Here is a 24,772-nt window from a genome sequence, read left to right on the forward strand (position 1 = left end):
GGTGGTGAGAACGGGACTGACGGGGCTCGAACCCGCAACTTCCGCCGTGACAGGGCGGTGCTCTAACCGATTGAACTACAGTCCCAGACCGACATTCGAGGCTCGATCCGCCCCGGGGGGAGGATGCGGCACCGATGGGCGATCACGACGGCGCGGACGCCGACCAAGGAAGTATCCATCGTCACCGGTCCCTCCGTCAACGCGGTCCGTCAACGGCGCCCGGGAAGGCCGGGCAGGGGGCGGGCCTGGTGACTGGGCCACACAAAAAGCCCCGTGCGGGGCACGGGGCTGGGGCTGGCCAAAGGGGACGCCGGAGCGTTGGGCTCAGGGGCGGAAGCCGGCGGGTTCAATCAGACGCACCTGATTGCCCCGGGCGGTGAACTCCCGCCCCTGGTCGCTCTGGACCACGACCCGACCTCCGGACTTGACCCGGATGACCCGGGCCCGGACCCAGCCAAGGGCGGCCGATTCCAGCACCTTGACCACATCACCGGGTTGTAGATCCAACTCCATGTTCGGAACCACGAGACTGCAAATGGGACCATCGAACGCGCCGTGGAGGACTTGAACCCCCGACATCAGGTTTTGGAGACCTGCGTTCTACCAACTGAACTAACGGCGCAAGGCCGATGGCCCCTGGAAAGCGTGAGAGGGAGACGCGGGCAATGAAATCCCGTGAAACCAGGCTTCAGCGATCGAAGCGCTGTTTGACGCGCGTGGCTTTACCCACCCGGTCACGAAGATAGAAGAGCTTCGCCCGACGCACCTTACCGCGCCGCTCCACCTTCACGGAAGCGACCTGGGGGCTGTGCAGCATGAAGACCCGCTCCACGCCGATGCCCTGGAAGATGCGGCGCACGGTGATCGTCTGGTTGAGGCCGCCGTGGCGCTTGGCGATCACCACGCCCTCGTAGGGCTGCACCCGCTCCTTGTTGCCCTCCCGGATGCGCACGCCCACCTTGACGGTGTCGCCCACGTAGATCTCGGGCAGGTCGCTCTTCAGCTGGGCCGCCTCGAACTCCTCGATCAGGGCACGGGCACTGAGCTTGCCGGTGGTGATGGTCACGGTGGCAGGAGCCGCCACGTCAGGGGTCTCCTGGTCCACGGTCTGCGGGTCCACCTCGGTGGATGGATCGGTGGTGGTCGGATCGGTCTCGGTTGCCATCCCTTTTCTCTGAGCGCCTGGCCAAACCAACACCTTACCGCCTCAGGTGACCCCCTTCCCCCCGCGCCGCCGCCAGCTCCGCTGCAGCCGCTCCCAGGCCATGGCGCCGCCGGTGACCAGCATCCACAGCAGCCCCAGGCCATTGAGCAGCACGTAGAGCGTCTCCCCCACCTGGCCCAGCCAGCTCTGGAGCCATTCGCCCTCGTGCAGCACCATCAGCGGATGGACCTGGTCCCGGCTCAGCCCGCCCCAGTCCCGCAGCAGGCGGTAACCCACACCCGTGACGGCCGAGAGCAGCAGGGGCGCCAGCACCAGCGGCGCCATCCAGGCATGGGCCTGCCGCAGGCGGGCGCCCCAGGAGGGTGAGGCGGGCCGTGGGGGGGCGGCGGGAGTGGGGCTGGACACGGGGAAACGACGGCGGCAGGGACGCTATTGATAACTTGAATGTCCGGCCCGACTCCCATCGCATGAACCTGTTCGCCGATCTGCTGGCCAGCACCAACGGCGTCAAGGGCGGTGGCACCCCTCTCACCCAGGCCGGTCCCCGCATCCAGAAGGGCCGCCGCGGGGTGGAAGTGAAGTCGGCGCGGGAGATCGCGATCATGCGCCAGGCCTCCCGCATCGTGGCCACGGTGCTGCGGGAGATCATCGACATGGCCGCCCCGGGCATGACCACCGGCGACCTCGACCGCCACGCCGAGGCCCGCATCCGCGCCATGGGGGCCACCCCCAGCTTCAAGGGCTACCACGGCTTTCCGGCCAGCATCTGCGCCAGCATCAACGACGAGGTCGTCCACGGGATCCCCAGCGCCAAACGGGTGATCAAGGCCGGCGATCTGGTCAAGATCGACACCGGTGCCTACTACGAGGGCTTCCACGGCGACAGCTGCGTCACCCTCTGCGTGGGTGAGGGGGTTCCCGAGGAGGCCCGCCGCCTCAGCCGGGTGGCCCAGGAATCCCTGATGAAGGGCCTGGCCACCGTCAAGGCCGGCAGCACCCTGCTGGAGCTGGCCGGTGCCGTCCAGGACCACGTCGAGGCCCACGGCTACGCCGTCGTCGAGGACTACACGGGCCACGGCGTGGGCCGCAACCTGCACGAGGAGCCCTCGGTGTTCAACTACCGCACCCGCGACCTGCCCAACATGCAGCTGCGGGCCGGCATGACCCTGGCGGTGGAGCCGATCCTCAACGCCGGCAGCAGGGCCTGCCGCACCCTCAAGGACCGCTGGACCGTGGTGACCGTGGACGGCAGCCTCTCGGCCCAGTGGGAGCACACCATCGTGGTCACCTCCGACGGCTGCGACATCCTCACCGACCGCGACTTCTAGGTCCGGCTTGCCCTGCCGCTGCCCCGTTCAGCGCCGCAGCAGCAGGCTCATGTAGGCCCAGCGCGTCAGGGTCGCCAGGGGCATCAGCACGAAGGTCAGCGGGTTCGGGGTGACGATGATCAGGCTGCAGTTCCAGTCGGCCTGCCGCAGGATCTCGCCCGCCACCCAGTCGGCTCCCATGACGCCGACGGGGTTGAGGGCCGAGCGGAACGGCCCCAGCACCAGGCGCCGCAGCCGCAATGCCTGGGCCAGCTCCGGGGCCCGCAGGCTGAGCAGCTGGCCCAGCAGCCGTTTGCTGATCTCGTAGAGGGGGCTCACGGCCGGCTGAATCTCCGCTTCCGAGGTGTTCACCCACACCTCCGGCCGCCGGCGCCCGTCACGCTCCGCGGGCTCCCGTCGCTGCACCACGACGGCGAACAGCTCCAGCAGCCGCCAGGCGCTCAGGGCGTTGACCTCCAGGGAACGGCCGGTCGCCTCGGCGCTGCCATCGCCATGGACATTGATGCCGTGGTTGATCACCAGCAGGTCCACCCCCTCGAGCAGGGATTCCAGGGCCGCCTCCTGGCCCACCTGCCAGTGCACCTGGCGCAGGGGGATCTGCTGCCCGTCCGGGCCTGCCAGCTGCAGCGGGGCCGGGCTGTGGGTGAGGGCGATCAGCCGGGCGCCGCGGCGGTGCCAGCGGCGCAGCAGGGCCTGGCCGAGGGCGCCGCTGGCACCGGTGACGGCCACGGTGAGCGCTTCGTTCGAGGGGTCCGGCATGGGCCTGCGGTGGTCGTGCTGCCTAGATTGCCCGGCACCTGCGGGTCCCGGCGAGGTCACACCATGTCCATCCCCCTGCTGATCGGCTCCTGTGAACCCTTCAGCGGCAAGTCGGCGGTGGTGCTGGGTCTGGGTCGCCAGCTCGCCCGCCAGGGCGTGCCGCTCGCCTTCGGCAAGCCGCTGGCCACCTGCATGGACGACCCCCTCGACGCCCCCACCGATGGGGCGCCGGGCAACCCGCTGCTGGATCCGGATGTGCGCTTCATCGGCGCCACCCTGGGGCTGGAGCCGGAGCAGCTGATCCCTTCGCTGCACGTGCTGGAGCCGGCGGCCGCCAGGGCCAGGCTGCTGGCCGGGGATCTGGCCCCGGGTGAGGGGCTGACGCTCCTGCAGCGGCGCATCCACGACGACGCCGAGCGGCTGGTGCTGCTGGAGGGGGCCGGCAGCCTCAGCGAAGGGCAGCTCTACGGCCTGGGCCTGGTGCAGCTGGCCCAGGCCCTGCAGGCCCAGGTCCTGCTGGTGCACCCCTGGAGCGACAGCCGCAGCGTTGATGCCCTGCTGGAGGCCCGGCACCAGCTGGGTGATCTGCTGGCGGGTGTGGTGCTCAACGCCGTGCTGCCCGAGATGGTGCCGGAAGTGCGGGAGGCGGTGCTGCCGGCCCTGGAGCGGCTGGGGATCCCGGTGCTGGGCGTGATGCCCCGCAGCCCCCTGCTGCGCAGCGTCACGGTGGAGGAGCTGGCCCGCCGGCTCGAGGCCACCGTGCTCTGCTGCCACGACGGCCTCGACCTGCTGGTGGAGACCCTCTCGATCGGCGCCATGAACGTCAATTCGGCGATGGAGTTCTTCCGGCGCCGCCGCAACATGGCCGTGGTCACCGGCGCCGACCGCACCGACATCCAGCTGGCGGCCCTCGAGGCCTCCACCCAGTGCCTGATCCTCACCGGCGCCGGTGAGCCGCTGCCCCAGCTGATCAGCCGGGCCGAGGAGCTGGAGGTGCCGGTGCTCAAGGTCGACCACGACACCCTCACCACCGTCGAGGTGATCGACGCCGCCATCGGCCATGTGCGGCTGCACGAAGCGGTGAAGGCCACCTATGCGATCCGCCTGGTGGAAGAGAACTGCCACTTCGATCGGCTGTTCGGCCGGCTGCGGCTGGCGGTCCATGTCTGAGGGCGCTGCTAGTTTCAGTTCGTTGGTTGTCGATAACGGGTGACCCGGTCCCTAGATCTTCCGGCCCTGGACCGGATCGATACGCTCGCCCAGGAGCTGGCCATGCTCCAGGACCGGGGCAAACGCAGAATCGCCTTCCTCGGCAGCCGCCATGTGCCGGTGGTGTCGATCCATCTGGTGGAGCTGGTGGCCCGCTCCCTGGCCCAGGAGGGCCACAACCTGATCACCTCCGGGGCTCAGGGGGTCAATGCGGCCGTGATCCGCAGCGTGCTGGAGGTGGATCCGGCCCGGCTCACCGTGCTGCTGCCCCAGAGCCTGGAGCGCCAGCCGGGCGAATCCCGCAGCCAGCTGGAGCGGGTGCTGCACCTGGTGGAGAAGCCTGAGAACGACGAGCTGCCCCTGCCGATGGCCAGCAGCCTCTGCAACCAGGAGATCATCAACCGCTGCGACCAGCTGATCTGCTACGCCTTCCACGACAGCGAGACGCTGCTCTCCAGCTGCCGCACCGCCGAGGACATGGGCAAGGTGGTCAGCCTGATGTTCTTCGACTGAGCCCCCGGTTCGGGCCCGCCGGGTTTCAGCCCAGCAGGTTTTCCTGGCGGGGCAGCACCTGCAGCCGCGTTCCCTCCCGGCCCATCACCGTCACCTGGGCGCCGGCGGGCAGGAGCTGGTCGGGGGCCAGGTTCTGGGCGGCCCAGCTCTGGCCCTGCCAGCGCACCCGGCCCTCGCCGCTGGCATCGAAGGCCGTGGTCACCTCCGCCAGTTCGGCGCGGGCGCCGGGGGGGATGGTGCGGGCCTGGCGGCGGGCCGACCAGCGCCGCAGCCAGACGTAGCCCGTGCCCACCAGAACGGCGTAGAGGAGCAGCTGGCCGAGGGGCGGCACCACCGGCGCCAGGATGGCGACCAGGGTGAGCAGCAGGGCCGCCACGGCAGCGATCAGCAGCAGGCCGTCGCCGTCGGCGCCCACCAGCTCCAGCAGCAGCAGCACCCCCGCCAGGGCGAGCCAGAGGATCGGGGGTGCGGGCATCGGCGGCGGGCTCAGGGGCGGTGACGGAGGAACAACGAAACCAACGGGAAGGTTGGCCCTCGCCCCCATCCTGCCTAGCGTGGCGCCAGTGAAGAAGCCTGCATGGAAGTGCTCCTCATTCCGGTGCTCCTGGTGCTCGGTGGTCTGGGCATCAGCGGCATCAAGGTCACCAGCAGCAGCCGCTCGATGCTGGTGGAGCGCCTCGGCAAGTACGACCGCGAGCTGCGCCCCGGCCTGTCCCTGGTGATCCCCGGCATGGAGCGGGTGGTGAGCCACGAATCGCTCAAGGAGCGGGTGCTCGACATCCCCCCCCAGCAGTGCATCACCCGCGACAACGTCTCGATCGAGGTGGATGCGGTGGTGTATTGGCAGCTGCTGGAGCACGCCCGCGCCTACTACGCCGTCGACAACCTGCAGGCGGCCATGGTCAACCTGGTGCTCACCCAGATCCGGGCCGAGATGGGCAAGCTCGACCTCGACCAGACCTTCACCACCCGGCAGGAGGTGAACGAGACCCTGCTCAAGGAGCTGGATCAGGCCACCGATCCCTGGGGCGTCAAGGTGACCCGGGTGGAGCTGCGCGACATCCAGCCCTCCCAGGGGGTGCAGCAGGCGATGGAGCAGCAGATGACCGCCGAGCGGGAGAAGCGGGCGGCGATCCTGCGCTCCGAGGGGGAGCGGGAATCCCAGGTGAACGCGGCCCGGGGCCGGGCCGAGGCCCTGGTGCTGGATGCCAAGGCCAAGCAGGAGGCGGTGCTGCTCGATGCCGATGCCCAGGCCAAGCAGCAGTTGCTGCTGGCCAAGGCGCGGGCCGATTCGGCCACCCAGCTGGCGGCCGTGATCGAGGCCCATCCGGCGGCGGCCGAAAGCCTGCGGCTGCTGCTGGCCAAGGACTGGATGGCCATGGGCCAGCAGATGGCGGCCGCCCACGGGGGATCGGTGCTGATGGTGGATCCCCAGAGCCCGGCCTCGTTGTTGGCCGCCCTCAAGGGGCTGCAGGAGAAGGGCGGCAGCTGAGGCCCGTCCGCCGTCCCTGCCCTCAGCTGCGCAGGACCGCCCGCAGGCCTTCGCTGTAGAGAAGGGCTGTGCAGAGAATGCCGCCGGCCCAGCAGAGGCTGCGCAGGGTAGGAATGTTGGCCACGTAGGCCCCGATGTAGCCCAGACGCAGGGCAGGGTGCAGCCAGGCCAGCAGGGGCACCCACGGGGCGGCCGCCAGCACCGAAGGGGCCACCAGCAGGCACAGCAGGCAGGCGGGGGCGTGCAGGGTGAAGGCCTCGAAGCTGTTCTGATGGGCCCAGTTGGCCCGCTTGCCCCAGGCCGGCAGCCGCTCGAACATCGCCCGGGGGGCGGCCAGGTCGGAGGGGGTGAAGTCGGCCTGGGAACGGGCGGCCCCCAGGGGGATCAGGCTGAGCACCACCACGGCTCCGGAGAGCACCAGCGACCAGGCGAAGGGCCCGCCGGCGGCCGCCGGCAGCACCGGCAGGGCGATGCTGGCCGCCAGGAGGGGGCTGGGCAGGAAGGTGGCCATCGGTAGGGGGCGGCTGGGGTCTCTTTTCTAGGCTGGCGCTGCCTTGCCTTCGCCCGCGCCATGGCCGACAGCTATTCCTTCGACGTCGTCTCCGACTTCGACCGCCAGGAGCTGGTGAACGCCGTCGATCAGGTGCGCCGCGAGGTGGGCCAGCGCTACGACCTCAAGGACTCCAACACCGAGATCGACGTGGAGGAGGCCAGCCTGACGATCACCACCGCCAGCGACATGACCCTTGATGCAGTGGTCGATGTGCTGCGCCAGAAGGCCACCAAGCGCAACCTGTCGCTGAAGATCTTCGACCTGCAGACCCCCGAGCCGGTGGGCGGCAACCGGGTGAAGCAGGTGGTGAAGCTGCGCAAGGGCCTCAGCCAGGAGCTGGCCAAGAAGCTCAGCAAGAAGGTGCGCGATGAGGTCAAGAAGGTGACCGTGGCGATCCAGGGCGAGAGCCTGCGCGTCACCGGCAAGAACAAGGATGACCTCCAGCAGGTGATCACCCTGCTGCGGGCGGAGGACCTGGAGGTTCCGCTGCAGTTTGAGAACTACCGCTGAGGCGGCTGCGGAGCCGCTTGCGCAGGCGCCTGCTGCAGCGGTAGGCGGCGGCGACCCCAAGGATGGGCAGGGGTCCGGGCACGGCATCGTCGGTGGGATCACCGTGGGGCATCGGTGTCAACGGTCCGGTCCGGGGCTCGGTGTCGGGGGTGGGATCCGGACACGCGTCGGCATCGCCGTTGCTTTCATAGCCGGGGCAGTAAATCAGTGATCCCTGGAGGGGCCAGCCGGCCCCTGCGGACGGCTCTGACGGTGAGGGCGTGATCAACAGTTGCCAGCCCCCGTTGACACCATGGAAGCGGGCCGGACTGGTGAGATCCCTGCCGCTGGCATCCACGGAGATGAAGCCACAATCCGGCAGCTGGCAGATGGGTGCCCTGCCGTAGAGACCCTCTGGTGCACTGTTCGACGGGGTGAAGGTCAGCCAGGCTTCCGCGGGAGGGACTTCGGTGGTCTGCCCTGCCTCCAGGCCACGGAAGACGCCCATGACACCGTCGAGCACGAACTTGACATCCAGGGCCAGCGCCGCCTGCGGAGCCAGCAGGATTGCAGTAAAGATCCCAACAGCAATGGATGAATAGGATCGATAACCCGGCCTTTTCATTGTGACTGCGCCGCCGCTATTTCCATCTTTGTAGAAGATGGCTGGCATGGTAGTCAGCGTTGGCTGATCTTCACTGCTGATGCAGATCTGATGCAGCCGAAAGGCAATTCGGCATCAGTCTGAGTATTCTGGGCCAGGGATCAACACCGTTGCCGTGGATTCCGTCAGTCGATCGGGCTGTGGGACGAACCGGGAGCGATGGAGATCTTCATCCGCTGCCTGAGCTTGCGGCTATAGCCGAAGCAGGCGGCAGCTCCCAGGAGCGGCAGGGGTCCGGGAACGGCGGAGATATCCGGGCGGCCGATGCGGGTGAAGGTCAGGGAGCCAGCTCCGCCCCGGCCGGCCGAGGCTTCCAGGTCATAGGCAAAGGAGGCGTCGCTGGAATCAAAGAATCCGGGGACAAATGAGAATTGAGGAAACGAACCTACGGAATACTCCAGCCCCAAGAAGACACCGTTATCGAAGACGGCAGAGGCATCAGGATCATCCGTCTCGTCGTACTGCGTACCCTCAAAATTGAAGGAAAATGACGTGAGGTTGAAGGTGTTTGTGTCGTAGGCGAACGAGCCGGAGTAGCTGTTGGGCTGCAGCGGCCCCGAATCAATCAGGATGTCGAAGGTGTAGGCCACCACCGCTGCCTTGAGCGGGGCAGGCTGGGCCAGCCCCACACCGAGTGCCAAGCCTGTCGTCAGCAGGACGAGTCTGGGGATGGAGCTGGTCATGGTGGGGAAGGCGGGCGATCGGGTGAGATCATTTTCAGCTTAGCTCAAGTTGCGCTCATCTGGTCTTTAGTTCTCCCGGGCCGGGCGCGAACTTCGGCGATGGGGAACGTGGTCAGGGCGATGCCCTGCTGGGGAGCGTTCAGACGATGAAATTGTCTGGGTTGCTGAGGGTGGCCAGGTCGACGTTCTTGAACAGAATGAAGCTCCTCGCTGCCGCCAGGCCCGACCCATCGGGATCGATCTGCAGCAGGGTGTCGCTGCCCCTGGCGACGAACTTCAGATAGCCATCGGTGATGGGAGTGGTGCCGGTGTAGCCCACGCTCGCCAGCGCCCCTTTGAGATCCACCTTGTCGCCCTCGGCCCTGTTGAAGTCGATGATCGTGTCACCGGCATCGACGATGCTCGTGTACACGAACCGATCGGCACCCCCGTTGCCCCGGACCGTGTCGGCCCCCTGGAGTCCGGTGATCACGTCGTCGCCGGCTGTACCCGTAAGGGTCTCCCGGTTGCGGGTTCCGGTGATGGCGCGGCCGTCGTCATTGGCGATGGTGCCGAGGCCCTGGGAGTCGGCGATGGTGACGCCGTTGGTGGGGGCGGAGAGGTTGAGGAAGAAGGTTTCGTCGGGCTCGAAGGCGGTGTCGCCGTTGATGGTGACGGAGACGGTCTGGGTTTCGCCGGCGGTGCCTGTGAAGGTGAGGATGCCTGCGGCGGCGAGGTAGTCGGAGCCAGCGGTGGCGGTGCCGTTGGCGGTGGCGTAGGAGACGGCGGCGCCACCGCTGACAGCGTTGTTGAGGGTGACGGAGAAGACGGCGGTCTTGGTGCCGCTGTTGCCCTCGGAGATGGAGACATCGCCGATGGAGAAGGAGGCGGCGTCGTCGTTGGTGATGGTGCCGATGACGGCGGCGGGTGTGCCGACGAGGTAGGCGGGATCGGCGGTGAGGGTGAGGACGACGGTCTCGTCGGGCTCGAGGATCGCGTCGGCGGTGGGATCGACGACGAGGGTGGCTGTGGCCGAGCCGGCGGCGAAGACAACGGAGGCGGGGATGGCGCCGAAATCGGTGCCGCCCGTGGCGGTGCCGTTGATGGCGTAGTTGACGGTGAGGGGGTTGGTGGTGGCGCCGGTGCGGGTGAAGGTATAGATAAGGTTCGTTGTTCCGTTTTCAGTGACCGAGGCGGGAGTGACGGCGAGGGTGACGATGGGGAGGGGAGCGGGATCGTCATTGGTGATGGTGCCGAGGCCCTGGGAGTCGGCGATGGTGACGCCGTTGGTGGGGGCGGAGAGGTTGAGGAAGAAGGTCTCGTCGGGCTCGAAGGCGGTGTCGCCGTTGATGGTGACGGAGACGGTCTGGGTTTCGCCGGCGGTGCCTGTGAAGGTGAGGATGCCTGCGGCGGCGAGGTAGTCGGAGCCAGCGGTGGCGGTGCCGTTGGCGGTGGCGTAGGAGACGGAGGAGCCACCGCTGACAGCGTTGTTGAGGGTGACGGAGAAGACGGCGGTCTTGGTGCCGCTGTTGCCCTCGGAGATGGAGACATCGCCGATGGAGAAGGAGGCGGCGTCGTCGTTGGTGATGGTGCCGATGACGGCGGCGGGTGTGCCGACGAGGTAGGCGGGATCGGCGGTGAGGGTGAGGGCGACGGTCTCGTCGGGCTCGAGGATCGCGTCGGCGGTGGGATCGACGACGAGGGTGGCTGTGGCCGAGCCGGCGGCGAAGACAACGGAGGCGGGGATGGCGCCGAAATCGGTGCCGCCCGTGGCGGTGCCGTTGATGGCGTAGTTGACGGTGAGGGGGTTGGTGGTGGCGCCGGTGCGGGTGAAGGTATAGATAAGGTTCGTTGTTCCGTTTTCAGTGACCGAGGCGGGAGTGACGGCGAGGGTGACGATGGGGAGGGGAGCGGGATCGTCATTGGTGATGGTGCCGAGGCCCTGGGAGTCGGCGATGGTGACGCCGTTGGTGGGGGCGGAGAGGTTGAGGAAGAAGGTCTCGTCGGGCTCGAAGACGGTGTCGCCGTTGATGGTGACGGAGATGGTCTGGGTTTCCCCGGCGGTGCCTGCGAAGTTGAGGGTGCCTGAGGCGGCGAGGTAGTCCGAGCCGGCGGTGGCTGTGCCGTTGGCGGTGGCGTAGCTGACGGAGGAGCCACCGCTGACGGCGTTGTTGAGGGTGACGGAGAAGACGGCGGTCTTGGTGCCGCTGTTGCCCTCGGTGACGGAGACGTCGTTGATGGAGAAGGAGGCACCGTCGTCGTTGGTGATGGTGCCTGTGGCCTGGGCGTTGGCGAGGGTGACGTTCCGTCCGGAGGCCTGCAGGTTGCTGAGGTTGACGACGAAGGTTTCGTTGGCCTCGACCGTGGTGTCGCCCAGGGCATTGACGGTGATCTGCTGGGTTTCACCGGCCGTGCCGACGAAGTTCAAGGTGCCATTGGCGGCCTGGTAGTCGTTGTTGGCAAGGGTGGCGGTGCCATTGGCGGTGGCATGGCCAACGCTGAGGGGAACATCAACGGCGTTGTTGAGCGTCACATCGAAGACGAAGCTGGTGATGCCGCTGTTGCCTTCCACCCTGCTGACGTTGTTGATGCTCAGGCTGGCGGCATCGTCGTTGGTGATGGTGCCGAGGCCCTGGCCGTCGGCGAGGGTGACGCCGTTGGTGGGAGCGGAGAGGTTGAGGAAGAACGTTTCGTTGAGTTCGACCCTGCTCTCGCCGTTGATGGTGACGGAGATGGTCTGGGTTTCTCCGGCGGTGCCTGCGAAGTTGATGGTGCCGGAGGTGGCGAGGTAGTCGGAGCCTGCGGTGGCGTTGCCGTTGGCAGTGGCGTAGGCAACGGAAGTTCCACCGGCGACGGCCTGGTTAAGGGTGACGGTGAAGACGGCGATCTTGGTGCCGGCATCCCCCTCGGTGAGGGTGACATCGCTGATGGAGAGGGAGGCGGCGTCGTCGTTGGCGATGGTGCCGGTGACGGCGGTGGTGGTACCGACGACGTAGGCGGGATCGGCGGTGAGGGTGAGGGCGACGGTTTCGTCGGGCTCGAGGATCGCGTCGGTGGTGGGATCAACGGTGACGGTGGCCGTGGCCGAGCCGGCAGCGAAGGTGAGGGAGGCGGGGATCAGGGCGTAATCGGTGCCATTGGAGGCGGTGCCGTTGATGGCGTAGTTGACGGTGAGTGGATTGGTGGTGGCGCCGGTTCTGGTGAAGGTATAGATGAGGTTCGTTGCTCCGTTCTCCGTGACGCTGGCGGGGGAGACGGCGAGGGTGACGACGGGGAGGGGAGCGGGGTCGTCGTTGGTGATGGTGCCGAGTCCCTGGGAGTCGGCGATGGTGACGCCGTTGGTGGGGGCGGAGAGGTTGAGGAAGAAGGATTCGTCAGGCTCGAAGGTGGTGTCAGCGTTGATGGTGACGGAGACGGTCTGGGTTTCGCCGGCGGTGCCGGTGAAGGTGAGGGTGCCTGAGGCGGCGAGGTAGTCGGAGCCGGCGGTGGCTGTGCCGTTGGCGGTGGCGTAGCTGACGGAAGTTCCACCGGCGACGGCCTGGCTCAGGGAGACGGTGAACACGGCTGTCTTGGTGCCGCTGTTGCCCTCGGAGATGGATACGTCGCTGATGGAGAAGGAAGCGGCGTCGTCGTTGGTGATGGTGCCGGTGACGGGGCCGGCTGTGCCGATGGTGTAGGCCGCATTGGCCAGAAGGGTGACGGCGACGGTTTCGTCGGGTTCAAGGACGGTGTCCCCGGTGGGATCGATGGTGAGGGTGGTGGTGGCGGAGCCGGGAGTGAACAGTGCAAAAGCGGCGCTGGAGATCAGGCCATAATCGGTGCCATTGGTGGCGGTACCGCTGATGGTGAAGTTGACAGTGAGGCCAAAGGTGGTGTCACCTGTGCGTGTGAAGGTGTAGATGAGATTGCCGGCGCCGTTCTCGGGGGCGCTGGCTGGTGAGACGGCGAGGGTGATGACGGGAAGGGGAGCGAAATCGTCAATGGTGATCGTGCCGATCCCCTGCCCGTCGGCGATGCTCACGCCGTTCGTTGGGTTGGAAAGATTGACGAAGAAGTTCTCATTCAGCTCCACCGTGGTGTCACCGTTGATGGTGACGGAGACGGTCTGGGTCTCACCGACGTTGCCAGTGAAGTTGAGGGTGCCGGACGTGGCGATGTAGTCGGAGCCTGCCGTGGCGGAGAAGTCCGCGGTGGCATACGAGACGGAAGCGCCACCGGCGACGGCGTTGCTGAGGGTGACGGTGAAGACGGCTTGGGATGTGCCGGTGTTCCCTTCCACGATGGAGACATCGCTGATGGAGAAGGAGGCGGCGTCGTCGTTGGTGATGGTGCCGGTGACGGCGCCAGCGGTGCCGATCGTGTAGGCGGGATCGGCAGTGAGGGTGAGGGCAACGGTTTCGTTGGGCTCCAGCTGGGTGTCCCCGGTGGGATCGACGGTGACGCTGGCGGTGGCGGAACCAGCGGCGAAGGTGACGGCGGCGGGGATGAGGCCGTAATCGGTGCCGCCTGTGGCGGTGCCGCCGATGGAGTAGTTGACGACAAGGGAATTGGTGGTGTCGCCGGTGCGGGAGAAGGTATAGACGAGGTTCGTTGCTCCGTTCTCCGTGACGCTGCCCGGAGCTACAGCCAGGGTGACGACGGGGAGGGGAGCCGCATCATCATTGGTGATGGTGCCAACGCCCTGGGAGTCGGCAAGGGTGACGCCGTTGGTGGGAGCGGAGAGGTTGAGGACGAAGGATTCGTTTGGTTCGATCGTGGTGTCGCCGTTGATGGTGACGGAGACGGTGCGCTGTTCACCGGCGGTGCCGGTGAAGTTGAGGGTGCCGGAGGTGGCGACGTAATCCGAACCGGCGATGGCGGTGCCGTTGGCGGTGGCGTAGGAAACGGACGTCCCACCAACGACGGCATTGCTGAGGGTGACAGTGAAGACGGCGGTGGTGGTGCCGCTGTTGCCCTCGATGATGGAGACGTCGCTGATGGAGAAGGAGGCGGCGTCGTTGTCGACATTGGTGACACCGACATCGGCGACGACAAGCCCGCTGTAGTTGGCGTCGGTGCTGGTGGTCGCGCCGGTGAGAATCGTGTAGGCGATATTGCCATCCACCACGCCATCATCGACGCCGGTCACCGTGACGAACTGGAAGACATTCCAGTTGGCCGGCGTGAAGGTGAGGGAAGAAACGTTGGTGGAGCCTTCGGTGCTGTCCGAACTGGCGATGCTGATGCTGACGTTGGCCGTCGGCTGGCTGGTGAGGCGCACGCTGAAGCCGGCCGTGCCGCCGCCCTCCGATGTGAACAAGCCACCGGTGGGCGAGACGGTGACCCCCGCCGTGTCATTGTCCGTGTTGGAGACACTGACGTTGGCGGCGTTGAAGCCGTTGTAGTTGGGGTCGCTGCTGGTGGCCGCCGCGGTGACGATCGAATAGGCCACCGTGCCATCGATGATGTTGTCATCCGCGCCCGTGACGATCACGGTCTGGGCGACGTTCCAGTTGGCCGGCGTGAAGGTGAGCGAGGAAACGTTGGTGCTGCCTTCGGTGGCGTCGGAACTGGCGATGCCGACGGTCACATTGGCCGTGGGTTGACTGTCGAGCACCACGGTGAAGGTGGCGCTGCCGCCGGCTTCTGTGGTGACCAGGCCCGAGGTTGGGGTGACGGTGATGCCGGTGGCGACGTTGACGATGACGGAGAACGTGGCCGTGGTGGTGGCCGTGTCACCGGTCGTTTCGGCGCTGGTGGCCGTCACGGTGAGCGCGAAGTTGGCGGCATTGGCCACCGTGATGGTCAGTCCTGTGAGTTGGGCGGGCGTCAGGGTCCAGGTGCCGTTGTTGTTGTTGGTGCCCGCCGAAAGCAGAGCTCCGCTGGGCACGCCAGAGATCAGGATGCTGCGCTGATCGTTGCCATCGCTGGCCGCGAAGCTGGCGGCGATGTTGAGCGGAATCGGCGTATTGGTGTTCCCTGTGCGGTCGGCGACGATGACGTTGGGTGCACCGGTCCGGGCGGACGTCGGGGTGATCAGGTTGAAGCTGTAGTTGACGCTGGTGGCGCTGGCCCCATCAATGGCCAGGATGTAGGTGCCATCGGCGGTGAGGTTCAGCTCCAGGTCGGTGGTGAGGTTCTGGTTGACCAGCGATTGGTTGGTCGGTCCGAAGAGACGCCAGGCGGCGGAGGGGAATCCGGGGGTCAAGCTGTCGAAGACGAGCCGCTGGCCGGCCGTGCCGGTGAAGCGGTAGAGATCGGTGTCCTGGCCGGGGGAAAGGGTGCCGTTGGTGACGGTGTCGAAATTGAGAGCAGTGGCGGCGGCGACATCGAGCAGCTGGAAGCTGTAGGCGCCCGAGTCGAGGGAGAAATTCGCTGTGCTTTCAACCAGCAGCTGGTAGGTGCCGGCCTCGGTGAGCGTGAAGGGCGTGTTGCTGTCGGCGTAGTGCTGCTGGTTGAGAAAGACGATGTCGCCGGTGGGATCGATCAGGCGAACGGGGAAGCTCTTGCTGGTGTCGTTGGTGAGGGCGTCGTAGTAGAGCCGCTGGCCCACCGATCCGGTGAAGGTGTAGATGTCCCGTTCGCCGATTTCGGCGAGCGAGCTGGAGACGGGGCTGTTGAGGCTGAGGGCGGTGGTGGAGGTGGTGGGGGTGACCAGACTGAAGCTATAGTTGACGTTGGTGGCGCTGGCTCCATCGATCGCCAGGACGTAGGTGCCATCGGCGCTCAGGGTGAGATCCAGGTCGCTGGTGATGTTCTGGTTGGCCAGGGATTGGTTGCCCGGTCCGAAGAGTCGCCAACTGACGGAGGGGAATCCGGGGGTCTGGCTGTCGAAGACGAGCCGCTGGCCGGCCGTGCCGGTGAAGCTGTAGAGATCGGTGTCCTGGCCTGGGGAAAGGGTGCCGTTGGTGACGGTGTCGAAGGGCAGAGCTGTGGCGGCGGCCAGATCGAGCAGCTGGAAGCTGTAGGCGCCGGTGTCGAGGGAGAAGGAGGAGGTGCTCTCGAGCTGCAGCTGGTAGGTGCCGGTTTCGGTGAGGGTGAAGGGGGTGTTGCTGTCGAAGTAGTGCTGCTGGTTCAGCAGACCGATGTCGCCGGTTGGGTCGATCAGGCGAACGGGGAAGCTCCTGGTGAAGTCACTGGTGAGGGCGTCGTAGTAGAGCCGCTGGCCCGCCGTTCCGGTGAAGGTGTAGATGTCCCGCTCGCCCATCTCGCTCAGTGAGCTGGAGACGGGGCTGTTGAGGCTGAGGGCGGTTGTGGTGGTGGAGGGGGTGATCAGGCTGAAGCCGTAGTTGACCGTGGTGGTGCTGGAGCCATCGATCGCCAGGACGTAGGTGCCATCGGCGGTGAGGTTCAGCTCCAGGTCGGTGCTGATGTTCTGGTTGGCCACGGACTGGTTGGCCGGTCCGATGACCCGCCAGGTGGCGTTGGGGAATCCGGCGGTCTGGCTGTCGAAGACGAGTCGCTGGCCGGCCGTGCCGGTGAAGCGGAAGAGGTCGGTTTCCTGGCCGGGGGAAAGGCTGCCGTTGGTGACGGTGTCGAAGGGCAGAGCCGTGGCGGCGGCCACATCCCTCAGAACAAAGTTGAAGTCGGCCGCCGTCGTTGCATTATTGATCAGCAGCAGGTGGTAGGCGCCCGATTCCGTGAGGCTGAAGGTCGGGAAACTGTCTGCTTCGCCGCTGCCCCCCAGCACCGAGGTTCCATCGGGGCGCAGCACGGAAAGGTTGAGGGAGTCGTTATCTTCTTCGAGCGCGTCAAAGTAGAGCCGCTGGCCTGCGCTGCCGCTGAAGCTGAAGATCTGTGTGGCAGCGGCCGCCAGGGGACCGCTGGAGGCGGTGCCGAGGGTGAGCGGCGTGGCATTGGCGCTCAGATCGAGGATCCGGAAGTTGAAGTCACCGGTTCCGTTGATCCTGACGGTGTAGCTTCCCGAACGCGGCAGAGCGAAACCCCCACCTGAATCACTTCCGGCATTGGCCGTGTAGATGGAGGTGTTGGCATTGCCCTGATCGAGAATCTGCAGGGAAACACCGTCAAAATCCGGGTCCAGGCTGTCGACATAGAGCAGTTTCCCGGCGGCTGCGGTGATCGTGAAATCGACCGGAGATCCTGCTACAGTCCCCGATTGGCTGAAGGGGAAGGCGGTGGGTGCGGCGGGCGGCGGGTCGATGGTGCCCGTTACATTGAAGTTGTAGCTGACATCGCTGGCACTGCTGCCGTCGATCTGCAGCAGGTAGGTGCCGGTGGCATCCAGAAAGGCCGTGAAATCCGTGCCGGCACCGACGCTGGCTCCCGCCACCGTCACATTGCTGGGGTCGAACAGACGCCAGTTGGCCCCCGTCGCGGCGGCCAGGCTGTCGAAAGTGAGCCGCTGGCCCGCGGTGCCGGAGATGCGATAGAAATCCGATTCTCTCCCTGGGCTGAGGGTGCCGGCGATGGCCGTGCCCAGGGTGATCAGGGGGGCATTGCTGGCATCGATGAGCTTGAAGTCGTAGTCGCCCGTGCTGTTGGCAACGCCGACTTGGCCTTCGACGATCAGCTGATAGGTGCCAGGTTCGGTGAGGGTGATCAGAGTGCCGTCGGAATCGGCGTCCAGGAAACTGAGGGAGGTCCCGCTGGGACTACGCAGCGTGGCCAGGATGCTTCTGGTGTTGTTGACCGTGGCGTCGAAGAAGAGTCGCTGGCCCGCCGTGCCGCTGAAGGTGTAGATGTCCTGCTCGCCCAGTTCGGTGATCGAGCCGCTGACGACACTGCCCAGGGTCAGAGGCGTGCTGGTGGTGGTGGGGGTGACGAGCTGGAAGCTGTAACTGACGGGAGTGGTGGTGTTGCTGTTGCCCTCGATCTGGAGCAGGTAGGTGCCTGCCTCCGGCGTGGTGAACTCATAGTCGAAGTTGATGGTGCCAGAGAAGATCTGCGTGTTGCCGGCATCGAAGACCCGGAAGTTCGGGCCGCTGCCGGTGATGGCATCAAAGGCGAAGCGCTGGCCCGCCGCGGCGGTGAAGCGGTAGAACTCACTCTTCGCCCCAGGGGTCAACGTTCCTGCGGTCTCGGTGTCCAGGGTGAGGACGGGTGCGGCGGCGGCATCGATCAGCTGGAAGTCGTAACTGCCCGTGCTGTTGGGATTGCCGACCAGGCCCTCGACGAGCAGCTGATAGGTGCCGGTCTCCGTGAGGGTGACCAGGCCGCTGTCGAAATCGGTGTCGGCAGAATTGATCACCAGGGCCCCGCTGGGGCTGCGCAGGGTGGCGAAGAGGACCCTGGCGTTGTTGACGGTGGCGTCGAACAGCAGGCGCTGACCCGCGGTGCCAGCGAACGTGTAGATGTCCTGCTCGCCCAGTTCACCGATCGAGCCGCTGACGACACTGCCCAGGCTCAGCACCGTGCTGGTGGTGGTGGGGGTGACCAGCCTGAAGCTGTAGCTGACGGGACTGGTGGCAAAACCGTTGCCGTCGATCTGGAGCAGATAGGTGCCGGCTTCCGGCGTCGTGAACTCAAAGTCGAAGCCGAGGGAGCCGTTGCCGATCTGGGTGTTGCCGGCATCGAAGACGCGAACGGTCGGACCGGTGCCGCTGATGTTGTCGAAAGCGAAACGCTGGCCTGCCGCTGCTGTGAAGCGGTAGAACTCACTCTCAGCCCCAGGGGTGAGAGTGCCGGGGGTGTCGGTATCCAGCGGGAGGCTCTGTGCGGCCGAGGCATCGATCAACTGGAAGTTGTAGTTGCCCGTACTGGTGGCACTGCCGACCTGGCCTTCGATGGACAGCTGATAGGTGCCGGTTTCGGTGAGGGTGACCAGGTTGCTGTCGAAGTCGGTGTCGGCGAAGTTGATCACCAGGGCCCCGCTGGGGCTGCGCAGGGTGGCGAAGAGAGTCCTGGCGTTGCTCACCGTGGCGTCGAAAAGCAGGCGCTGCCCGGCGGTGCCGGTGAAGGTGTAGAGGTCCTGCTCCCCCAGTTCGCTGATCGAGCCGCTGACGGCACTGCCCAGGGTCAGCGGTGTGCTGGTGGTGGTGGGGGTGACGAGCTGGAAGCTGTAGGGAATGCTGCTCGCGCTGGTGCTGTCGATATAGAGAATATGGCTGCCCGTGCGCGTCAGCGTGATCTCCAAGTCTGACGCGAGGTTGCCACTGGTGATCGCTTCACCGTTGGGACCGCGCAACAGCACGCTGGCACTGGACGCCGATGGTGACTGGCTGTCGAAGACGAGGCGCTGGCCTGCCGTGCCGGTGAAGCGGTACAGCTCGGTTCCGAGGGGGACCAGGGTGCTGCTGGTGACCGTATCGAAGGCCAGATCCGTGGCCGGTGGCTGCAGCAACCGGAAACTGAAATCCGTCGCCGTCTGCGCGGTGGAGTGCTGGACGAGATAGTAAGTGCCGGATTCGCTGAGGGTGAAGACGTCGCTGTCGCTGGAGGCGTTGACGAAAAAGAGGTTGGTGAGACTGGTGCCGCTGGGGCCGATCAGAAACGTCTGAACGCTGTCGAAATCCGAATCGAGGGCGTCGTAGAACAGCTGCTGCCCCACGGCGCCGCTGAAGCTGAAGATCCGTGCTCCTGCGGTGGGGGTCACGGTCTCGGTGACGGTGCTGCCCAGGGTCAGCGCCGTGGCGTTGGCGCTCAGATCAAGGATCCGGAAGTTGTAATCGCCCGACCCATTGACGCGGACGGTGTAGCTTCCCGAACGCGGCAGAATGAGACCGGCTGAGGAATCAGAGGTAGCGTTGGCGCTGTAGATGGAGGCGTTGCCGTTGCCCTGATCGAGGATCTGGAGGGAGACGCTGTCAAAGTCTGGGTCGAGGCTGTCGATATAGAGCAGGGTTCCGGCGGCCGCCGTGAAGGTGAAATCAACCGGAGATCCGCTCACCGAACCCGATTGGCTGAATGGGAAGGCGGTGGGGGAAGCGGGCGGTGGATCACTGATGTCGTTGACCTGGAAGCTGTAGCTGACGCTGGCGGTGGCATTGGTGCCATCGAAGACCAGGTAGTACTCGCCATCGGCGGGCAGCGTGACGCTGAAATCCGTGCCGCTGGAGGTGCCGGAGGAGTTGAGCGCCTGATTGCCGGGGCCGTAGAGAACCCAGGTGGTGCTGGTGGGGGGCGCGAGCAGGCTGTCGAACTGGAGACGCTGGCCCTTGGTGCCATTCAGACGATAGACATTGCTCCTGATCCCCGGGGTAAGGGCATCGGTGACCGTGGCGCCCAGGGGGAGGATGGGGGCCTGATTGAGCTTGAGCAGGCTGAAGTTGTAGTCGCCGGTGGTGCTGGCGTCGCCTCGGATGACGATCTGGTAGGTCCCGCTGAGGGTGAGGGTGGCCGGGGCCGTGTCGGCGGTGTGGCCGAAGTTGGTGAAGATCGTGGCCCCGGAAGGGTCGATCAGGCTGTAGGAGATGTTCTCGAAGACTGGATCGGCATCGATGCCGTCGAAGACGATTCTGTCGCCGATGACACCATCAAAGGTGAAGACCTGCTGTTCTCCCTGCTCCGTCAGAAGGCCGTTGAAATTGATCGCGTAGGACGAACTAGCCATGGGCCTTCATCCACCATCAAAGAAAATTCACCAAAACCTAACCCGAATCTTCATCCGACATTCCCCACCTCCTTCTCTGTAACATCTCTTATTATTTATAGTCTGTACCGTCTGTCTTCCGGTCTATGCGCCTATCACCGAGGCGTCATGTCGTGTATCGAGGCTTACATCATTCATCCCCGGACTCCATCCATGGGCATACCTGAAGCCTGGGTCGGGGTGGGCGAATCGCCAGGCCTGTCTTCCCATCGGGCCATCCCAGCCCCCATGCTTGGGGAGACATTCCGCCGTGCACTCCGGTGTCTGCCTGTCCCTCCAGTCCGCGACGGCCGTCGTGACCGGAGCCGGCTGGCGCTTCTGGATCGACCGGGGTGGCACCTTCACCGATGTGGTGGCCCGCAGGCCGACGGGCGAGCTGCTGGTGCGCAAGCGCCTCTCCGATCCGCCGCGCCCGGCCGATGGCACCGCTCCGCAGGATCCCGCCGTGGCCGCCCTGCGGGAGCTGCTGGAGCTGACGCCGGACCATCCCATCCCCGCCGGGCTCGTGGCGGAGCTGCGGCTGGGCACCACTGTGGCCACCAACGCCCTGCTGGAGCGCCGGGGGGCGCCGGTGCTGCTGCTGGTGACCCGCGGCTTCGCCGACCTGCAGCGCATCGGCGACCAGCACCGCCCCGACCTCTTTGCCCTGGAGATCCGGCGGCCCGAGCCCCCGCCCCTGCGGGTGGTCGAAGTGGGCGGCCGGCTGGCGGCTGATGGGGTGGAACTGGAGCCCCTGCAGCTGGATGCGGATCTGGAGGAGACCCTGGCCCAGGCCCGCTCCGACGGCTTCGGCAGCGTGGCGGTGGCCCTGCTCCATGCCGGTCGCCACCCGGCCCATGAGCAGGCCCTGGGGACCTGGCTGGCCACGAAGGGTTTCGCCCCGGTGGTGCTCTCCCACCAGCTCAGCCGCCAGCCCCGGCTGGTGCCCCGCCTCGACACCAGCGTGCTGGAGGCCTCCCTGGGCCCCGTGCTGGGCGCCTATCTCGATCAGGTGCGCGTCGCCATCGGGGCGGCCATTCCGCTGCGGGTGATGACCTCCGCCGGGGCCCTCCGGGCCCCCGCCCTGCTCCAGGCCAAGGACACGATCCTCTCCGGCCCCGCCGGCGGCATGGTGGCGGCCGTCGCGGTGGCGGAGGCGGCCGGATTCGGTGATGGCCCGATCCTCGGCTTCGACATGGGCGGCACCTCCAGTGACGTCTTCCACTTCGATGGCAGCCGCGGCGAGGCGGCCTGGGAGCGCAGCAACGACACCGAGATCGACGGCCTGCGGCTGCTGGCACCGATGCTGCCGATCCACACGGTGGCGGCGGGCGGCGGCTCGGTGCTGCAGGTGCGGGACGGGCGCCTGCAGGTGGGCCCCCGCTCGGCCGGCGCCAACCCCGGCCCCGCCTGCTACGGCCGCGGGGGTCCCCTGGCGATCACCGACGCCAACCTGCTGCTGGGCCGGCTGCCTGTGGACGCGCTGCCGCGCCTGTTCGGCCCCGGCGGCGACCAGCCGGCCGATCGGGAGGTGGTGGTCGAGCGCTTCGAGGCCCTGGCCCGCCAGCTGGGGGTGGCCGGGCCGGAGGTGGCGGCCCAGGGGGCGCTGACGATCGCCATCGAGCGCATGGCCGAGGCGATCCGGCGCATCTCGATCCAGCGGGGCCACGACCTGCGTGGCGCCGTGCTCGTCACCTTCGGCAGCGCCGGCGGCCAGCTCACCTGCCCCCTGGCCGATGCCCTCGGCCTCACCCGGGTGCTGCTCCATCCCCTGGCCGGGGTGCTCTCGGCCTACGGCATCGGCCTGGCCCGCCCCTCCCTGCTGCGGGAGCGCACCCTGCGCCAGCCCCTCGAGCCGGCCCTGCTTACCCAGCTGGAGCGGCAGATCGAGGCGCTGCTGGCCGAAGCCACCGCCGAGCTGCGCACCAGCGGTGATCTGGCGCCCGGCGAGGCGCCGCGCTGGCAGGCCCGCCTGGAGCTGCGCTACCGCGGCAGTGACCAGGGGCTGGAACTGCCCTGGCCCGCGGGTTCGCCCGAAGGGGTGCTGGCGCTGCGTAAGGGTTTCGAGGCCCGCCACCGGCAGCGCTTCGGTTTCGTGGTGCCGGACGAGCCGCTGGTGGCGGAGCGGCTGCAGGTGGAGGTGGGTGCCCCGGCCCCCGAGACCCCGGCGGGGTTCGTCCGGGCCGCTGAACTTCCTGAGGCGGCGGATCCGCCCGAGCCTTCCGAATGGGTGCCCCTTTGCCTGGCGGAAGAGCACGGCGGGGGCAGTGGCGCCGCGATGGTCTGGCGCCAGGTGCCCCTCTGGCGTCGGGAGCAGCTGGCGGCGGGCCAGCGCATTGCCGGCCCGGCCCTGGTGGTGGAACCAACGGGCACCACGGTGCTGGAGCCCGGCTGGGGCGGCCGGGTGCTGGCGGGGGGCGAGCTGCTGCTGGAGCGGCAGGCGCCGTCAGCCGGGGCGGCCCTGGCCACCGGCAGCGTCGGGGTGGTGGATCCGGTGCGGCTGGAGCTCTACAACCATCGTTTTGCCGCCATCGCCGAGCAGATGGGGGAACGGCTGCGCCAGTGCAGCCGTTCGGTGAACATCCGCGAGCGGCTCGATTTCTCCTGCGCCCTGTTCGATGGGGCCGGCCGGCTGGTGGCCAATGCCCCCCACATCCCCGTGCACCTCGGCTCGATGGGGGACAGCGTCGCCAGCCTGCTGGCCGCAGTGGCCGCCGGCAGCCTGCCGCCCCTGGCGCCGGGCGATGCCTACGCCGCCAACGACCCCTTCGACGGCGGCACCCACCTGCCCGACATCACCGTGATCACGCCGGTGTTCCCCCCCGAGGGCGGGGCGGCGCCGCTGCTGTTCGTGGCCTGCCGTGGGCACCATGCCGACGTGGGCGGCCTCACCCCGGGCTCGATGCCCCCCTTCAGCCGTCGGATCGAGGAGGAGGGGCTGCTGCTGCGCCACGTGCCGCTGCTGCGCCAGGGCCAGTTCGATGCGGACGCCTGGCGTGAGCGGCTGGCCGCCGGCCCCCACCCGGTGCGCAACCCCGACCAGCTGTTGGCCGACCTCCAGGCCCAGGTGGCCGCCAACCGGCTGGGGGAGAGCGAACTGCAGCGGCTGCTGACCCGCGATGGCACCGGGGAGGTCAGCGCTTACCTGGGCCATGTGCTGGCCAACGCGGCCGAGGCTGTGCGTGACGCGATCGCCCGCCTCAGCGGTGGCGACCACAGCGTCGAGCTCGACAACGGCAGCCGCATCGTCGTGGCCGTCCGCATCGACCGGGCCGCCCGCCGGGCCCGGATCGACTTCAGCGGCACCTCCCCCCAGCTGGAGGGCAACTTCAATGCCCCGCTGGCGATCACCAAGGCGGCGGTGCTCTACGTGTTCCGCTGCCTGGTGGGCCGCCCGATCCCGCTCAACGCCGGTTGCTTCGAACCGATCGAGCTGGTCGTGCCCCAGGGGTGCCTGCTGCACCCGCTGCCGCCGGCGGCGGTGGTGGCCGGCAACGTGGAAACCTCCCAGGCGGTCACCAACGCCCTGTTCGGGGCCCTGGGGGTGATGGCGGCGGCCCAGGGCACCATGAACAACCTCAGCTTCGGCGATGCCCGGCGCCAGTACTACGAGACGATCTGCGGCGGCACCGGCGCCGGGGTGCTGGCGGATGGCGGCGGTTTCGCCGGCGCCAGCGCGGTGCAGAGCCACATGACCAACTCGCGCCTCACCGACCCGGAGATCCTCGAGGACCGCTTCCCGGTGCTGCTGGAGGGCTTCGCCATCCGCCGCGGCAGCGGCGGCGCCGGTCGCTGGCCCGGAGGCGAGGGGGTGGTGCGGCGGCTGCGGTTCCTGGCGCCGATGACCGTGGCCATCCTTTCGGGCTCCCGCCGGGTGCCCCCGTTCGGCCTGGCCGGTGGTGGCGATGGGGCGGTGGGGCGCAACCGGCTGGAGCGGGCCGATGGTCGCCTGCAGGAGCTGGCTGGCTGCGACCAGGTGGCCGTTGAGCCGGGGGACCTGCTGGAGATCGCCACCCCCGGCGGGGGCGGTTTCGGTGCCCCGGATGCCGGTGGCGCGGGAGCCTCGCTGTGAGCATGGTTCGCCGGGGAGCCGCCGGGGCGGTGCTGCTGCTGGCGGGGCTGGGTGCTTTGCCGGTGCCGCTGGCGTGGGCCCAGGCACCGGCGCCGCCCGCCGCCCCGGAGAGCAACGTGCTGCTGGAGGGGGAGCAGCGCTTCCGGCCCCAGTGGTCGGCCCGGGGGCTGGTGGCGGCCCAGGAGCCTCTGGCCTCGGCGGCGGGGGCGGCGATCCTGCGCCAGGGGGGCAATGCGGTGGATGGGGCGGTGGCCACCGCCTTCGCCCTGGCGGTCACCCTGCCCCAGGCCGGCAACCTGGGCGGCGGCGGCTTCCTGCTGCTCTGGCTGCCGGGCCCCTCGCCGGCCCGCCCGCGGG

The 24,772-nt window shown here is 67.6% G+C and carries 16 protein-coding genes and 2 tRNA genes; 7 read left to right on the forward strand and 11 right to left on the reverse strand.

Features of this window, described 5'->3' with window-relative positions:
- Positions 1–11 precede the first annotated feature (11 nt).
- The 5 genes from CJZ86_RS00255 to CJZ86_RS00275 all read right to left on the reverse strand — a co-directional run bounded on the left by CJZ86_RS00255 (position 12) and on the right by CJZ86_RS00275 (position 1,489).
- Positions 12–85 (reverse strand) — tRNA-Asp (locus CJZ86_RS00255).
- Positions 86–324: 239 nt separating this feature from the next.
- Entirely contained in the window at positions 325–513 is a 189-nt protein-coding gene (locus CJZ86_RS00260; RefSeq protein ID WP_006043540.1) for an SH3 domain-containing protein, read from the reverse strand.
- Between the two features lie 36 nt (positions 514–549).
- Positions 550–622, reverse strand: a tRNA-Trp gene (locus CJZ86_RS00265).
- A 66-nt stretch (positions 623–688) separates the two neighbouring features.
- Positions 689–1,165 (reverse strand): 50S ribosomal protein L19, encoded by a 477-nt coding sequence (gene rplS / locus CJZ86_RS00270; protein WP_094583968.1) that lies wholly within the window; start codon positions 1,163–1,165, stop codon positions 689–691.
- A gap of 42 nt (positions 1,166–1,207) precedes the next feature.
- Positions 1,208–1,489 carry a peptidase gene (locus CJZ86_RS00275; protein WP_190612165.1) on the reverse strand — a complete coding sequence of 94 codons (282 nt, stop codon included), beginning with the start codon at positions 1,487–1,489 and terminating at the stop codon, positions 1,208–1,210.
- A gap of 143 nt (positions 1,490–1,632) precedes the next feature.
- On the opposite strand from CJZ86_RS00275, the gene map reads away from it, so the two are divergent.
- The gene (gene map / locus CJZ86_RS00280) at positions 1,633–2,493 is read left to right on the forward strand and encodes a type I methionyl aminopeptidase (RefSeq protein ID WP_094583970.1); all 861 of its coding nucleotides are present in this window, start codon (positions 1,633–1,635) and stop codon (positions 2,491–2,493) included.
- A 27-nt stretch (positions 2,494–2,520) separates the two neighbouring features.
- On the opposite strand, the gene CJZ86_RS00285 is transcribed toward map, so the two are convergent.
- Positions 2,521–3,252 (reverse strand): NAD-dependent epimerase/dehydratase family protein, encoded by a 732-nt coding sequence (locus CJZ86_RS00285; RefSeq protein ID WP_094583971.1) that lies wholly within the window; start codon positions 3,250–3,252, stop codon positions 2,521–2,523.
- 63 nt (positions 3,253–3,315) lie between these two features.
- On the opposite strand from CJZ86_RS00285, the gene CJZ86_RS00290 reads away from it, so the two are divergent.
- Both CJZ86_RS00290 and CJZ86_RS00295 read left to right on the forward strand, forming a co-directional pair.
- On the forward strand, positions 3,316–4,422 hold the full coding sequence (locus tag CJZ86_RS00290; protein WP_094583972.1) for a phosphotransacetylase family protein: 1,107 nt from the start codon (positions 3,316–3,318) through the stop codon (positions 4,420–4,422).
- Positions 4,423–4,461: 39 nt separating this feature from the next.
- Positions 4,462–4,974 carry a DNA recombination-mediator protein A gene (locus CJZ86_RS00295; RefSeq protein ID WP_094583973.1) on the forward strand — a complete coding sequence of 171 codons (513 nt, stop codon included), beginning with the start codon at positions 4,462–4,464 and terminating at the stop codon, positions 4,972–4,974.
- Between the two features lie 25 nt (positions 4,975–4,999).
- Here the strand turns inward: CJZ86_RS00295 and CJZ86_RS00300 are convergent, their stop codons facing one another.
- Complete coding sequence (locus CJZ86_RS00300; protein ID WP_094583974.1) at positions 5,000–5,449, reverse strand: NfeD family protein; 450 nt, start codon at positions 5,447–5,449, stop codon at positions 5,000–5,002.
- Between the two features lie 102 nt (positions 5,450–5,551).
- Here CJZ86_RS00300 and CJZ86_RS00305 point away from each other — a divergent pair, with 102 nt between their 5' ends.
- Positions 5,552–6,466: an SPFH domain-containing protein gene (locus tag CJZ86_RS00305; RefSeq protein ID WP_094583975.1), complete on the forward strand. Its 915-nt coding sequence runs from the start codon at positions 5,552–5,554 to the stop codon at positions 6,464–6,466.
- Between the two features lie 22 nt (positions 6,467–6,488).
- Here the strand turns inward: CJZ86_RS00305 and CJZ86_RS00310 are convergent, their stop codons facing one another.
- On the reverse strand, positions 6,489–6,977 hold the full coding sequence (locus tag CJZ86_RS00310; protein WP_094583976.1) for an MAPEG family protein: 489 nt from the start codon (positions 6,975–6,977) through the stop codon (positions 6,489–6,491).
- A 60-nt stretch (positions 6,978–7,037) separates the two neighbouring features.
- On the opposite strand from CJZ86_RS00310, the gene CJZ86_RS00315 reads away from it, so the two are divergent.
- Positions 7,038–7,529: a YajQ family cyclic di-GMP-binding protein gene (locus CJZ86_RS00315; RefSeq protein ID WP_094583977.1), complete on the forward strand. Its 492-nt coding sequence runs from the start codon at positions 7,038–7,040 to the stop codon at positions 7,527–7,529.
- On the opposite strand, the gene CJZ86_RS17185 is transcribed toward CJZ86_RS00315, so the two are convergent.
- The 3 genes from CJZ86_RS17185 to CJZ86_RS17465 form a co-directional block, all read right to left on the reverse strand.
- Positions 7,471–8,181 (reverse strand): hypothetical protein, encoded by a 711-nt coding sequence (locus CJZ86_RS17185; RefSeq protein ID WP_216911967.1) that lies wholly within the window; start codon positions 8,179–8,181, stop codon positions 7,471–7,473. The two genes, CJZ86_RS00315 and CJZ86_RS17185, sit on opposite strands and share 59 nt — an antisense overlap.
- Positions 8,182–8,297: 116 nt before the next feature.
- Entirely contained in the window at positions 8,298–8,855 is a 558-nt protein-coding gene (locus tag CJZ86_RS00320; RefSeq protein WP_094583978.1) for a hypothetical protein, read from the reverse strand.
- A gap of 139 nt (positions 8,856–8,994) precedes the next feature.
- Positions 8,995–20,325: a Calx-beta domain-containing protein gene (locus tag CJZ86_RS17465; RefSeq protein ID WP_094583979.1), complete on the reverse strand. Its 11,331-nt coding sequence runs from the start codon at positions 20,323–20,325 to the stop codon at positions 8,995–8,997.
- A gap of 289 nt (positions 20,326–20,614) precedes the next feature.
- On the opposite strand from CJZ86_RS17465, the gene CJZ86_RS00330 reads away from it, so the two are divergent.
- On the forward strand, positions 20,615–24,415 hold the full coding sequence (locus tag CJZ86_RS00330) for a hydantoinase B/oxoprolinase family protein (RefSeq protein ID WP_233133739.1): 3,801 nt from the start codon (positions 20,615–20,617) through the stop codon (positions 24,413–24,415).
- Between the two features lie 2 nt (positions 24,416–24,417).
- Positions 24,418–24,772 (forward strand): gamma-glutamyltransferase (locus CJZ86_RS17205; RefSeq protein WP_233133740.1); only part of this gene is annotated, 355 nt, incomplete at its 3' end.

This window comes from Synechococcus sp. BO 8801 (assembly GCF_002252675.1).
Lineage (GTDB): Bacteria > Cyanobacteriota > Cyanobacteriia > PCC-6307 > Cyanobiaceae > Cyanobium.